The sequence below is a fragment of the Comamonas thiooxydans genome (genome assembly GCF_000964545.1).
Lineage (GTDB): Bacteria > Pseudomonadota > Gammaproteobacteria > Burkholderiales > Burkholderiaceae_C > Comamonas > Comamonas thiooxydans.
Genome location: NZ_BBVD01000010.1, coordinates 1 through 12,826 on the forward strand (window position 1 = coordinate 1; position 12,826 = coordinate 12,826).

The following is a 12,826-nucleotide window of genomic DNA, read 5'->3' on the forward strand; positions in this document are numbered from 1 at the left end:
CACGCGCTTGACAGGGACCAATACCTTCATTGCTGCGGCTCCTTAATGATTACTGCATTGACGTTTACGTAAACTGGATTCATTTTATGCGGCACCGCAACACTCTCTGCACAATTTTCCAGACAATCTGCCCGGAGATCTGTGCAGCAGCCTTCGCAGGTGGAACGGCATAAAAAAGAACGACCGTTCAATTTTATGCACAAGCCTTGCGAAATCATGGGTCTCAGATGGGTCAAATCAGGGTAAAACCTAGGAATTGAGTCCATCAGTGCCATGCCTGCATCCAGATAGGCCTCACGGTAACACTGCCAGAAAGCGGCCTCGTCGTTCAAATGGACGGGCTGAAAACACAAGACTCTGCGCTGTGAACGACGCCATCCACGCAGCTCCGCCTGCCCAACAACGAAGGCTGGGGAGCGCAAATCCAGGGTTTAGCGCCAGCGAGGCCGGCGCTTTTGCGCAAAAGCCTGAGCGCCTTCCTGCGCGTCGGCATCCAGCATATTGGTAGCCATGGTCTGACCCGCCAGCTGATAAGCCGACTCCAGGCCCATTTCACGCTGGCGATAGACCAGCTCCTTGCCCATTCTGATGGCCACCCGGGGCTTGCTCACGATGGCAGACACCAGCTCTTCCACCCCGGCATCGAGCCGCTCCGGCTCGACCACGCGATTGAGCAGACCGTAGTGCAGAGCCGTCTGCGCATCGATGAACTCACCCGTCAGCAGCATTTCCATGGACTGTTTGATCGGCATGTTGCGCACCAGGGGCACGCTGGGCGTGGAGCAGAACAAGCCGTATTGAATGCCGCTGGTGGCAAAGCGAGCCTCACTGCTGGCCACGGCCAGATCACACTGCGCCACCAACTGGCAACCTGCTGCCGTTGCGATACCCTGTACTCTTGCAATGACGGGAACAGGCAGCTTCTGAATCGAGAGCATCATGCGGCTGCACTGGGCAAACAGTTGCTGGTAGTAAGCCAGCTCCGTATGGGCCGCCATGTCCTTGAGGTTATGCCCGGCGCAAAAGGCCTTGCCTTGGGCGGCCAGCACCACCACACGCGCCTGCTCGTCCTTGGCCACGGCATCCAGCGCCGACTGCAGGGCCATGAGCATTTCACTGCTCAAGGCATTGAAACGCTGCGCGTCGCTCAACGTGATGCGCGCCACGCCGCGCTCATCCTGACTCAGTTGTACCAAGGAATCGCTCATTGCTGTCACCCTGCTTTCGGACTAGATATCGGCCAATACGCGCAGATGTGCTTCCACGCTGCGCGCCAGCGGGTCCATTACGTAACCGCCTTCGAGGCAGGAAACAATGCGACCCTTGGAAAAACGCCGTGCGATGTCCTTGATGCGAGTGGTGATCCAGGCAAAGTCGTTTTCCGTCATGCCGAGCTGGCCCATATCGTCTTCGCGATGCGCATCAAAGCCGGCACTGATGAAGATCATCTCGGGCTTGAATGCTTCGAGGCGCGGAATCCACATCATCTCGATGATCTCTCGAATGTCCATGCCCTTTGTGTAAGCGGCCACGGGCACGTTGAGCATATTGGAGGCCGGGTCCTTGTCGCCGCTGAACGGGTAGAAGGGATGCTGGAAGATGCCGCACATCAGCACGCGCGGATCACCGGCCAGGATGTCTTCCGTGCCGTTGCCGTGATGTACATCAAAGTCGATCACGGCCACGCGCTTGAGATGGTGGCGCTCCAGCGCATACTTGACGCCCACAGCCACATTGTTGAAAAAGCAAAAACCCATGGCCTGGTTGCGCGTGGCATGGTGACCAGGCGGGCGCACGCTGCAAAAGGCATTTTCCAGTTCACCGGCCAGCACGGCATCGGTAGCAGCCAGTGTGGCCCCTGCAGCACGCAGTGCGGCCTTGAAGGTGTGGCGGTTGATGGAGGTATCTGTGTCGAGCTGCCTGTGCTCGGGCCCGCCAGCTGCCAGCTCCTGCTCCAGCCGGTCGGTCAGGCCCTGCAGGGCGGCAATATGCATGGGGTCATGCGCCAGCTCGATCTCGGCCAATGATGCCAGCGGCACATTGCAGCGCTCCAGCGCATCGCCCACGCCGCTGACCAGCAGCCTGTCCTCTATCGCGTCCAGCCGCGCCGGGCATTCAGGGTGGCCCGGCCCCATCTCATGCAACCAGCAATCCCGGTGGGTGAAATAACCTGTCTTGCCCACAGTCATGTCTCCGCTATCGCTTATTTAGGATATGTTTCTGCCATGCATGCACAGAACACAATTAATGCGCTTTTGAGTCAGCTTAACACGGTGATGGAGGGCAAGCCGGATCAGGTCAGAGACGGTGTCGCCTGTTTGCTAGCAGGCGGTCACCTGCTGATCGAAGACGTTCCTGGTGTAGGCAAGACCACCCTGGCCCATGCGCTGGCACGCAGTTTCGGCCTGCAGTTCTCTCGTGTGCAGTTCACTGCCGACCTCATGCCCAGCGACCTCACGGGGGTCTCCATCTACGATCGCGGACAAGAGGCTTTTGTGTTCCATCCCGGGCCGGTGTTTGCTCAGGTATTGCTGGCCGACGAAATCAACCGTGCCAGCCCCAAGACCCAGAGTGCGCTGCTCGAAGCCATGGAGGAGCGCCAGGTCACGACCGAAGGCAAGACCCACAGCCTGCCCGCCCCCTTCTTTGTGATTGCCACCCAGAACCCCCTGGAGCAGCTGGGAACCTTCCCGTTGCCCGAAAGCCAACTGGACCGTTTTCTCATGCGCATCAGCCTGGGCTATCCCTCGCGCGATTCCGAGCGCAAGCTGCTCGCGGGCAATGGCCGGCGCGCCGCTGCCGATGCACTGCTGCCCGTCATCTCCCAGCAGCAGCTGCAGCAACTGCAGGCTGCTGCTCTGGCCGTGCATGCCAGCGACGCCCTGCTCGACTATGTGCAGGATCTGATTGCCGCCACACGCAACGGCCAGTGGTTTGCCCAGGGCCTGTCACCACGCGCAGGCATCGCGCTGCTACGTGCGGCCAAGACCATCGCGCTGATGGAAGGCCGCGACTATGTGGCGCCCGACGATGTGCAAGCCATACTGCCCCAGGTGATTGCCCACCGTCTGGTTCCCGTGGGCCATGCAGGCCGTGGTGCCGTGGAGCAGGTGCGCGCCATGATGCAAGCCGTACCGCTATCTTGATGCTGCCGATGTATTTCGTCATGAATTTCATAGCATGAAGCGCTCGGCATCAAAGGGCGAGCAGCCAGAGACTTCCAATATCTTCCAGCGGCTCTCGCCCCGCGCCAGGGTGCGCGAGTGGATGTTTGCACGTCTGCCGCGCAGCGACCAGCTCACGCTGACCCAGGGCAATGTCTACATCCTGCCCTCGCGCGCGGGCTGGGCCATGCTGGCCACGCTGATCGTGCTGTTGATTGCTGCCATCAACTACCAACTCAACCTGGGCTACCTGCTCACGTTCCTGCTGGCAGGCAGCGCGGCCGCCAGCATGGTTGTGGGCCATGGCAATCTGCGCGGTCTGCAGTTGAGCCTCAGCGGCGCAGGTACTCAAGGCAACGCGTCGGGCGGCTGCTTTGCCCATGCGCCCTGCCCCATGCATATCAGCCTGCACAATGCCCGCCGCTTGCGCCGCTGGGGCATAGGTCTCGCATTGCACAAGACCCGGCACAACACCGATCACTCTGATGCCTGGACCTGGGTCGACATTCCCGAGCAAGGCAGCACCGCCGTGCAGCTGAGCTTCATGCCCACACGTCGCGGCCGGCAGGAGCTGCCCGCCATCTCCATACTCACGCGCTACCCGCTGGGCGCATTTCGCGTCTGGGCTCTGTGGCGGCCCCAAACCCTGGTCTGGGTCTATCCCGCACCTGAAACCCATGCCCCGCCGCTGCCAGCCGCCAGCCCCGAAGCCGGCGGCCGCAGCAGCGCCCAGGTACGCAGCGGTGATGAATTCGATGACGTGCGCAGCTATCAGACTGGCGACCCGCTCAAGCTGGTGGTATGGAAGAAAGCGGCTCAGTCCTTTGCCGCAGGCAGCCACCAACTGGTCAGCCGCGACCGGCCCATGGCCCACCATCACCGTCTCTGGCTCGATGCGCGCCATACCGGCCTGGCCGACCATGAGGCGCGGTTGTCGCGCCTTGCCGCCTGGGTGCTGATGGCTCAGCAGCAAGGCCGTACCTGGGGCCTGCGCCTGCCCGGAGGCCAGGAAATCGCGCCGGCCAGCGGTGTACAGCACACCACGCGCTGCCTCGAAGCATTGGCCGCCTGTCCATGAAAGCAACCGCCTCTTCCGCCGGCAGCAGCTGGCTGCAGCGCCTGACTGCCCTGCCGCGCGATGCACGGGACACGCTGTTTCTGCTCGCCGTCATTGCCTGGATCATGCTGCCTCAGGTTCAGCACACACCTTGGTGGACCAGCGCCTTTGCCTCAGTCCTGTTGCTGTGGCGCGCACGCCTGGCACTGACCAGCGCCCCCCTGCCCAGCCGCTGGGTGCTGGCGGGCGTACTGACCATCGCCATTGGAGCGACCTGGGCCACGCACAAAACGATTGTGGGCCGCGATGCCGGCGTGACCCTGGTCGTCATGCTGCTGGCGCTCAAGACACTGGAGCTGCGCGCGCGGCGCGATGCCATGGTGGTGTTCTTTCTGGGTTTTTTTGTACTGCTCAGCAACTTTTTCTATTCGCAGTCCCTGCCCACAGCCATGGCCATGGTGCTCGGGCTGATGGGCCTGCTCACAGCCCTGGTCAACGCCCATATGACGGCCGGCAAGCCTCCATTGACACAGGCTCTGCGCACTGCAGGCTGGCTCGCGCTCTGGGGAGCGCCCGTGATGGTGTCGCTGTTTCTGTTTTTTCCGCGCATGACACCGCTATGGGGCGTGCCATCCGATGATATGGCCGGGCGTTCGGGCCTGTCCGAAAGCATGCGCGTGGGCGAGGTCGCCTCGTTGGCCATGGACGACAGCGTGGCCCTGCGCATCCGTTTCGATACCCCCGAGGGCAAAGAGCCGCCGGCCAACGCCCTGTACTTTCGCGGCCCGGTTCTCAGCCAGTTCGATGGCCGCCGTTGGCAGGCCGACCCTGTGCTCGACGCCATGGCCATGCCTCAGTTGCGCGTGAGCGGTGAACCCATTCACTACCAGATGCTGATCGAGCCGAGCAAGCGTCGCTGGCTGACCCTGCTGGATGCCGCCAAGACCGAACCGCAGATTCCGCCGGGCGCCTCGGTAGGCAGGCTTCGCATGAGCTCCAGCCTCCAGTGGCTGAGCTGGCGCCCAATTACCGATGTGCTGCGTGTCGATGCCCAAAGCCATCTCGACTTCAGTCATGGGCCGCTGCAGCTTACTCCAGAGCTCAAGCGCTATCTGCAGCTGCCAGCCGGCAGCAACCCACGCACACAGGCTTTGGGCGAACATTTGCAGGCCGAATTGCGCGCCCAGCCGGGCGCCGGCGCGGATACGGACAGGCTGATCGCCTCCGCCCTGCAGCGCCTCAAAACCGGCGGCTACACCTACACACTGGAGCCCGGCGTGGTCGACAGCGACCACACCGCCGATGACTTCTGGTTTGACAGCAAGCAAGGCTTTTGCGAGCACATCGCCTCAGCCTTTGCCGTGCTCATGCGCAGCATGGGAGTGCCCGCGCGCATCGTGACCGGCTACCAGGGCGGCGACCGCAACAGCGTGGACAATTACTGGACCGTGCGCAGCAGCGATGCCCATGCCTGGACCGAGGTCTGGATTGCCGGCCGGGGCTGGGTCCGCGTGGATCCCACGGGCGCTGTCGCACCCAGCCGGGTCGGCCAGTTCCAGCGCCTGAGCCCTCCCCCCGGTGCCTTTGCCAGCGCCGTTGGCAACTTCGTCGATACCGGCACGCTGGAGAAGCTGCGCGCCGTCTGGGAGGCCGTCAACAACCGCTGGAACCAGTGGGTAATCAACTACACGCAAAGCCGTCAGCTCAATCTGCTGCAGAGCCTGGGCTTCGAATCGCCAAGCTGGACGGATCTGCTGCGCCTGCTGGCGGGCAGCTTGAGCGCTCTGGCGCTGCTGTGGCTGATCTGGGCCCGCGCCACACGTCCGCAACGCGACGGCTGGAGCCAGCTCATGCACGCTGCCAGACTGCGGCTGCAGCGCGCAGGCATAGCGAGCGGTGCCAGCGACTCCGCGCGCAGCCTGTCGCGCCGCGTGCAGGAGAGCTGGGCCAAGGAATCTGCATCCGCACCCCTGGCTACGGCCGTATCCGACTGGCTGCTGGACATGGAAAGGCTACGCTATGCGCCATCCTCCAATACCGAAGTCACCGAATTGAAGTCCTTGCGCCGACGCTGGCTGTCCATCCGGAAGCAACGCTGGCCCTATCCCTCAAGAAATAAAACATGAGCATCACCCTCAATAACAGCAAGCACCTCAAAGCTAAAACACTGAGTACTCTGGCCCTGTGCCTGCTGACCGCCAGCGTCATCGCCGCACCGGCCAAAAAAGCCGTCCGCAAGGCAGCACCGGCTGCCGTAGCCACGGCTGCAGCCGCCACGGCCGTGGCCTATGCCGGTCGGGGCGACGCCATGCAACTGGCCGAAGAAATCGCAGTCCGCCGCGATCTGCCTGTCGACTGGGTGCGTGCGCAGCTGAGCGAAGCGCGCAACCTGCCCGTAGTCACACGCCTGATGACGCCGGCCGGCAAGACCTTTGTGAAGAACTGGACGGTATACCGCAGCCGCTTTATCGACCCCGTGCGCATACGCGCCGGCGTGAAGTTCTGGCAGGCCAACCACCAGGCGCTCGCGCGTGCCGAGCATCAGTTCGGCGTGCCCGCAGAGATCATTGTCGGCATCATCGGCGTGGAAACCATTTACGGCCGCAACATGGGCAACTTTCGCGTGATGGATGCCCTGGCCACGCTGGCACTGGACTTTCCGCAATCCCACCCTCGCGCCCAGGCCCGCACCGACTACTTCCGTGGCGAGCTCGAGCAGGTGCTGGTCACGGCCAGCCGCACGGGCAGTGACCCGTTTGAGCTACGCGGCAGCTATGCCGGCGCCATGGGCCTGGGTCAGTTCATGCCCACCAGCTGGGACAAGTACGCGGTCGACTTTGACGGTGATGGTCGCATAGACCTGTTCAACAGCGCCACCGACGCCATCGGCTCGGTCGCCAACTACTTCGTCGGCCATGGCTGGAAGCCAGGCCTGCCCACAGCCTTTACCGTGGACATGCGCGCCCAGGGTGAGAATCTGGCAATCCTGCTCGCACCCGATATCAACCCCACATTCACTGCCGCGCAGATGGCAGAACGTGAAGTACGTGTGCTGGGCGCCGACAACTATGAGCGTCCGCTGGCACTGATCGAGCTGAAAAACGGCAGCTCCGGCCCCACGGAGTACATCGCGGGTACCGAGAACTTCTACGCCATCACGCGCTACAACTGGTCGGCGTTCTATGCGCTGTCGGTGATAGAGCTGGGGCGCGAGGTACATGAAGCCTATCTGGCCAGCCAGACCGCCTCTGCCACACGCAACTAGATTCATTCGAGCTGCAGCGCATTTCCAACAAGCGCTGGCAGCTATTGATTCGATAGTTCTCCGGCCACTCAAAAGCGCTTCATCTGGCACTGACCAGGCATCTCTGCCCTGGCCGCAGCAATCTCGCGCACTACCTTGAAGCCGTAGCCCGAGCCTTCCACATCGAAGTCCACGCCTGCGCTGCCTCTTTTTTCCATCATGCCAACCACCAGCGATTGCTGAAACTGGTGGTCTGCCGCCCGCATGCTGCCCGAGCGGCCCGCCATCTGGACCCTGGCATGCTCCATGGCGTGGGCCACGGCGACGGTGTCCGTGCTGCCGGCTTTTTCGAGGCTCTGCGCAAGAGCCTCGATCATGAGCTGCATGCGCATATGCACATAGTCGTCCTGCGGCCTGGGAAAGCGCTGACGGAAGGACTGGTAGAAGGCGCGGCTCTCGGCCGTGGGCACATTGGGCAGCCAGTCGGCCACTGCCAGCACCTTGCCCACACCGGCATCACCCAAGGCCGCCGGAGCGCCCAGTGCATTGCCGTAGAAGGTGTAGAAACGCCCTTCATAGCCTGCCTCGCGCGCAGCCTTGACGAGCAGCATCAGATCATTGCCCCAGTTGCCGGTGATCACGGCCTGGGCACCGCTTTGCTTGATCTTGACCGCATAGGGCGCAAAGTCCTTGACGCGGCCCACGGGATGCAACTCGTCGCCCACGATGCGCACATCGGGCCGTTGCACGCCAAGCTGGCGCCTTGCCTCGCGCAGCACGGCCTGGCCAAAGCTGTAGTCCTGCCCGATCAGATAGGCACTGTGTACGGCCTTGTCGTCCTTGATGACCTCCATCAGCGCAGCCATGCGCATATCGGCATGGGCATCGAAGCGGAAATGCCAGAAGCTGCAGCGCTCGTTGGTCAGCGCCGGGTCCACGGCCGAATAGTTCAGATACAGCACACGGCGCGAAGGGTCTCGGCTGTTGTGCTTGTCGATGGCGTCGAGAAGCGCCGCCGCTGTGGCCGACGAGTTGCCCTGCATGATGATGCGCGCACCGCTGTCTATGGCCGCGCGCAGCGCCGACAGCGCCTCTTCGTTCTGGCCCTTGCTGTCATAGCGCTCTATCACCAGCTCATGCGGACCGTCGGCCAGGCTCACACCGCCGCGCGCGTTCACCCGCTCGGTCGCCCACAGCAGATTGCGGAACACGGCCTCGCCCGTGTTTGCAAACGGGCCCGAAAGACTCTCCACCAGTGCCAGCCTGATGGGTTGCGCAAGCTTGGCATTGGCTGCAGCCACAGCAGCGCCAGCAATGCCGAACGGCGCGCATAGTAGTGGCAACTGCAGGTATTTCAAGACATCACGACGCAATTTATTCATCAAAAAAACCTCTTGAAATGCGCTTGCCACCACCTACCTATGAATCAAGCGGCAACAACGCAAGCCGCGCAGTTTAAAGGAGTTAAACACCATGTTCTTCGCCCCTGTGATGAGCCGTAATACCTTTGTATCCCCTCGCGCCGCCGACTTGGCCCTGCAACGTTTTCTGCAGGAAACCCTGGGCGCTGCAAGCCCCGTACAACGCCAGGTTCAAGTCAGCCGCGACAACCAATTCACGACCCTGACCCTGGATGTGCCAGGCCTGGCACGCGAGCAACTCAAACTCTCGCTGGAAGGCTCTGTCGTCAAGCTCGAAAGTGTGGAAGGCGCTGCCCGCCAGGTCAGATACACCTGGGATCTGGGCCATGAAATCGATGCTGCCAACAGCAAGGCCAAGCTCGAGCATGGAGTGCTGACGCTGACCCTGGCCAAGCTCGAGCCCCAGAGCAAGGCCGTGACGCTGAGCATCGAATAAGCGCTGGTTTACGCCGACCGGCCAGCCTCATCCTTTCTTCCATCTCCTCTTAGCAAGAGGTCGGCCGGAAAGCACAAAGCCCGCACTGCCTTGGCGTTGCGGGCTTTTTTCATGCCAATGCCATGGCCGATTCCGGGAGTTGAGCTGATTCGGCGCTTTGGCCTACAGGCGCAGACTGCCGGTGCGTGTCGCGCCGCCATCTTGAATTCCTACACTGTGGGTTCAGCCGGGTGCGCCATTGCTGCACCGCTTTCCAACCCCCGCTTGAGGAATTCACCCATGGCGAAAGTGCTGGTTCTCTACTACTCCATGTACGGACATATCGAAACCATGGCTCAGGCCGTGGCCGAAGGCGCCCGCAGCGTCAGCGGTGCCGAGGTCACCGTCAAGCGCGTGCCCGAAACCATGCCCGAGGATGTCTTCAAGAACGCAGGCGGCAAGGCCAATCAGGCCGCAGAGGTCGCCAGCCCCGCCGAGCTGGCCGGCTACGACGCCATCCTGTTTGGCGTGCCCACGCGCTTTGGCAATATGCCGGGCCAGATGCGCAGTTTTCTCGACCAGACCGGCGGTCTCTGGGTCAAGGGGGCCTTGATCAACAAGATCGGCAGTGTCTTCACCTCGACCGGCACCGGCGGCGGCCAGGAAATGACGGCCACTACCACCTGGGCGACACTGGCCCATCACGGCATGATCATCGTGCCGCTCGGCTATCCGCTGCCCGAACAGACCAATCTGAGCGCGGTCAAGGGCGGCAACTCGCCTTATGGCGCCTCGACGATTGCGGGTGCCGATGGTTCGCGCCAGCCTCATCCCGACGAGCTGAGCATTGCCCGCTACCAGGGCCAGAACGTAGCGAAACTGGCCGTAAAGCTGGCCGGATAAACGCAGGCAACCATGAAAAAAGCAGCCACCTGGGCTGCTTTCTATTGCACGGATTCACCTGAGCGAATCCAGCGGCCAGCGCGGCTTCACGTCAAACGCATATTCATGCAGGGCCTGCTCACGTCCCGCCTGTATGCGCATGGCGGCAGCCATGGCAATCATGGCGCCGTTGTCGGTACACAGATGCAGCTCGGGGTAATGCACGCGAATCTTGTGCTTGGCGCAGGCTTCATTGAGCTGCTCGCGCAGCTGCTTGTTGGCACCCACACCTCCCGCCACCACCACCCGCTTCATGCCGGTCTGCTTGAGTGCAGCCATGGTTTTCTTGACCAGCACATCCACAATCGCGGCCTGCGTGCTGGCGGCCAGATCGGCCTTGCGCGCTTCCAGCTCTTCACCCAGCTTCTTGGCCTGGGTCAGCACGGCCGTCTTGAGGCCGGCAAACGAAAAGTCCAGGTCACCCGAATGCAGCAAGGGGCGAGGCAGCTTGAAGGCCTGAGGATCGCCGCCCTCCGCCAGCTTCGAGAGCACGGGACCGCCCGGATAGGGCAAGCCCATGAGCTTGGCCGATTTGTCGAAAGCCTCGCCCGCCGCATCGTCTATGGTTTCACCGAGGATTTCGTATTCGCCCACGCCGTCCACACGCATGAGCTGGGTGTGCCCCCCCGAGACCAGCAGGGCCACAAACGGGAACTCCGGCGGGTCGGCACTCAGGAAAGGCGAGAGCAGATGGCCTTCGAGGTGGTGCACGCCCAGCACAGGCTTGTCCAGCGCGGCTGCCATGGCGCAGGCTGCACCGGAGCCTACCAGCAAAGCCCCGGCAAGACCGGGTCCGCGCGTAAAGGCAATCACATCGACGTTTTCGAGCTGCTCCCCGGATTCGGCCAACACCTTCTCGGTCAGCGGCAGCACACGGCGAATATGGTCACGGCTGGCAAGCTCGGGCACCACGCCGCCATAGGCGCGGTGCATTTCAATCTGACTGTGCAGCGCATGACTCAGCAAGGTGGGCACACCTTGGCCGTCCGGCGTGCGCACCAGGGCCACACCGGTTTCATCACAAGAGGATTCGATTCCCAGGATCAGCAAACTCATGGCCGCAAGTGTAGAACTTGCGCCTTCCAGATGCAGAAAAGGCGGACATTAGCCCTGCCCGCCTTTGCTATTCAATTCATAGCATCCTACGGTTGATTCACATTGGGGGTCCCGGAAATATAGTGTTCCAACTGATGAATCGTGAACTGCTGGGCCGAGATGATTTCCTTGACGATGTCGCCAATCGAAATCAGCCCCTGCAGCTCGCGGGTCTCGTTGATCACGGGCAGATGGCGCATGCGATTGCTGGTCATCAGCGACATGCACTCCTCGCTGGTCTGGCGCGGCAGCACGCAATGCACCTTGCGCGTCATGACCTCGTCCACGCGCGTGCTGGCCGAGCTTCGCCCTTGCAAAGCGATCTTGCGCGCGTAGTCGCGCTCGGTCACGATGCCCGCGATATCGCCACCTTCGAGCACCAGCAGCGCGCCAATGCTTTTTTCCGCCATGAGCTGCAGTGCAGCCAGCATGGTGTCGGAGGGAGAAACGCTGTAGATAGTGCTGTTGCCCTTGGCGCGCAGAATTTCGGCGACGGTCGTCATCTGGTTCTCCTTTCTGGATCGGCCTGTCATGCAAAACGCATGACGACATGACCAGTGTGAGAATCCTGCTGCATTGCGGCAATCAGGCTATGCCCGTATACAAAAACAAAAAAGGCAGCCAAAGCTGCCTTGATACTGTCACTCAATCCGGGCTCAGCGCCGACCGCCCAGCAGACCCGCGCCCAGCTTGAACAGATCTCCGGCATCCAGCTTGCCGTCGCCATTCTGATCGAGCAGGCTGCCGAGGATGCCTCCTGCCGCACCGCCTTGCGACTGGATCTGGCCGCGCTCCTGATCCAGGGCATTGCCCAGGTCGCCGGCCCCCATGCCCTGCGACTGGACTCGATTGGCCAGGAAGGACATCACCAGCGGGGCCAGCAGGGCCAGCAACTGACCCGCATTGCCACCCAGGCCCGTGGCCTGACCCAGCCGGGACTCGGCCTGCTGCTGCTGACCGCCAAAGATATTTCCCAGGATGGCACCTGCATCCAGCTGCGAGTTTCCGGCACCGGAGCCGCCTCCCAGCACCGAGCCCAGAATGCTGCCCAGCCCACCCAGGCCGCCAGCCGCACCGGCGCCACCGCCCGCTGCGCCGAGCAGGCCGCCGAGCCCGCCCAGCAGACCGCCCATATCCATCGCGCCATTGGCACTGCTGTGATCGCGCTGCAGCGCACCGAACAGATCGGCAGCTCCCTGAGGCTGGGCCGTGTTCTGGCCCAGCGCACCAAACAGCATGGGCAGCGCCACACCCACGGCCTGCTCGGCCTGCACGGAGTCGATGCCCAGCTGCTTGGCCAGGCCCTGCATGGGAGCGCCCTGCAGCTGGCCCATGAGTTCGTCGGTCAAAGATGCGTTCGCGGTCATTTCAACACTCCTCAAAAACAGCGCACATGGTACGCGCGCCCTGTGTCCCGAAATGTGATCAATGTTCATTCACTACGCAAGCCCCTCCCGGGCTATAGACCATTGAGGCGGCCTGCGCCCT

At 62.4% G+C, this 12,826-nt stretch carries 12 protein-coding genes; 6 read left to right on the forward strand and 6 right to left on the reverse strand.

The features are described 5' to 3' along the window. Positions 1 to 431: 431 nt before the first annotated feature. Together Cth01_RS16630 and Cth01_RS16635 are read right to left on the reverse strand one after the other, a co-directional pair. Positions 432 to 1,208, reverse strand: coding sequence for an enoyl-CoA hydratase (locus Cth01_RS16630; protein WP_045839837.1), 777 nt, complete (start codon positions 1,206 to 1,208; stop codon positions 432 to 434). A 21-nt stretch (positions 1,209 to 1,229) separates the two neighbouring features. Continuing rightward, complete coding sequence (locus Cth01_RS16635; RefSeq protein WP_003053043.1) at positions 1,230 to 2,189, reverse strand: histone deacetylase family protein; 960 nt, start codon at positions 2,187 to 2,189, stop codon at positions 1,230 to 1,232. Positions 2,190 to 2,225: 36 nt separating this feature from the next. Here Cth01_RS16635 and Cth01_RS16640 point away from each other — a divergent pair, with 36 nt between their 5' ends. From Cth01_RS16640 to mltB, 4 genes are read left to right on the forward strand one after another with little or no spacing between them, the layout of a single operon-like run. After that, on the forward strand, positions 2,226 to 3,146 hold the full coding sequence (locus tag Cth01_RS16640; protein WP_034380034.1) for an AAA family ATPase: 921 nt from the start codon (positions 2,226 to 2,228) through the stop codon (positions 3,144 to 3,146). 34 nt (positions 3,147 to 3,180) lie between these two features. Continuing rightward, entirely contained in the window at positions 3,181 to 4,242 is a 1,062-nt protein-coding gene (locus Cth01_RS16645) for a DUF58 domain-containing protein (RefSeq protein WP_045839838.1), read from the forward strand. Beyond that, positions 4,239 to 6,347, forward strand: coding sequence for a transglutaminase TgpA family protein (locus Cth01_RS16650; RefSeq protein ID WP_052703370.1), 2,109 nt, complete (start codon positions 4,239 to 4,241; stop codon positions 6,345 to 6,347). The genes Cth01_RS16645 and Cth01_RS16650 overlap by 4 nt, the downstream gene beginning before the upstream one ends. Continuing rightward, complete coding sequence (mltB, locus tag Cth01_RS16655; protein WP_045839840.1) at positions 6,344 to 7,486, forward strand: lytic murein transglycosylase B; 1,143 nt, start codon at positions 6,344 to 6,346, stop codon at positions 7,484 to 7,486. Before Cth01_RS16650 ends, mltB begins: the two co-directional genes overlap by 4 nt. Before the next feature lie 68 nt (positions 7,487 to 7,554). Here the strand turns inward: mltB and Cth01_RS16660 are convergent, their stop codons facing one another. Further along, entirely contained in the window at positions 7,555 to 8,847 is a 1,293-nt protein-coding gene (locus tag Cth01_RS16660; protein WP_034380045.1) for a branched-chain amino acid ABC transporter substrate-binding protein, read from the reverse strand. Positions 8,848 to 8,938: 91 nt separating this feature from the next. Here Cth01_RS16660 and Cth01_RS16665 point away from each other — a divergent pair, with 91 nt between their 5' ends. Next, positions 8,939 to 9,322 (forward strand): Hsp20/alpha crystallin family protein, encoded by a 384-nt coding sequence (locus tag Cth01_RS16665; RefSeq protein ID WP_045839841.1) that lies wholly within the window; start codon positions 8,939 to 8,941, stop codon positions 9,320 to 9,322. 279 nt (positions 9,323 to 9,601) lie between these two features. Continuing rightward, a complete protein-coding gene (gene wrbA / locus Cth01_RS16670) occupies positions 9,602 to 10,204 on the forward strand; it encodes an NAD(P)H:quinone oxidoreductase (protein WP_034380050.1) in 603 nt (200 codons plus the stop codon). Between the two features lie 54 nt (positions 10,205 to 10,258). Here the strand turns inward: wrbA and tsaD are convergent, their stop codons facing one another. From tsaD to Cth01_RS16685, 3 genes are all read right to left on the reverse strand, one after another. Further along, complete coding sequence (gene tsaD / locus Cth01_RS16675) at positions 10,259 to 11,299, reverse strand: tRNA (adenosine(37)-N6)-threonylcarbamoyltransferase complex transferase subunit TsaD (protein ID WP_034352676.1); 1,041 nt, start codon at positions 11,297 to 11,299, stop codon at positions 10,259 to 10,261. A gap of 86 nt (positions 11,300 to 11,385) precedes the next feature. Beyond that, the gene (locus tag Cth01_RS16680) at positions 11,386 to 11,841 is read right to left on the reverse strand and encodes a CBS domain-containing protein (protein ID WP_043004812.1); all 456 of its coding nucleotides are present in this window, start codon (positions 11,839 to 11,841) and stop codon (positions 11,386 to 11,388) included. Between the two features lie 153 nt (positions 11,842 to 11,994). Continuing rightward, positions 11,995 to 12,705 carry a DUF937 domain-containing protein gene (locus tag Cth01_RS16685; protein ID WP_045839842.1) on the reverse strand — a complete coding sequence of 237 codons (711 nt, stop codon included), beginning with the start codon at positions 12,703 to 12,705 and terminating at the stop codon, positions 11,995 to 11,997. Between the last annotated feature and the right edge of the window lie 121 nt (positions 12,706 to 12,826).

Coding starts and splice junctions, on each gene's coding strand:
- tsaD (WP_034352676.1), bottom strand. CDS start 11,299: ATGAGTTTGCTGATCCTGGGAATCGAATCCTCTTGTGATGAAACCGGT.
- Cth01_RS16685 (WP_045839842.1), bottom strand. CDS start 12,705: ATGACCGCGAACGCATCTTTGACCGACGAACTCATGGGCCAGCTGCAG.
- Cth01_RS16650 (WP_052703370.1), top strand. CDS start 4,239: ATGAAAGCAACCGCCTCTTCCGCCGGCAGCAGCTGGCTGCAGCGCCTG.
- Cth01_RS16660 (WP_034380045.1), bottom strand. CDS start 8,847: ATGAATAAATTGCGTCGTGATGTCTTGAAATACCTGCAGTTGCCACTA.
- Cth01_RS16630 (WP_045839837.1), bottom strand. CDS start 1,208: ATGAGCGATTCCTTGGTACAACTGAGTCAGGATGAGCGCGGCGTGGCG.
- Cth01_RS16645 (WP_045839838.1), top strand. CDS start 3,181: ATGAAGCGCTCGGCATCAAAGGGCGAGCAGCCAGAGACTTCCAATATC.
- wrbA (WP_034380050.1), top strand. CDS start 9,602: ATGGCGAAAGTGCTGGTTCTCTACTACTCCATGTACGGACATATCGAA.
- Cth01_RS16680 (WP_043004812.1), bottom strand. CDS start 11,841: ATGACGACCGTCGCCGAAATTCTGCGCGCCAAGGGCAACAGCACTATC.
- Cth01_RS16635 (WP_003053043.1), bottom strand. CDS start 2,189: ATGACTGTGGGCAAGACAGGTTATTTCACCCACCGGGATTGCTGGTTG.
- mltB (WP_045839840.1), top strand. CDS start 6,344: ATGAGCATCACCCTCAATAACAGCAAGCACCTCAAAGCTAAAACACTG.
- Cth01_RS16640 (WP_034380034.1), top strand. CDS start 2,226: ATGCATGCACAGAACACAATTAATGCGCTTTTGAGTCAGCTTAACACG.
- Cth01_RS16665 (WP_045839841.1), top strand. CDS start 8,939: ATGTTCTTCGCCCCTGTGATGAGCCGTAATACCTTTGTATCCCCTCGC.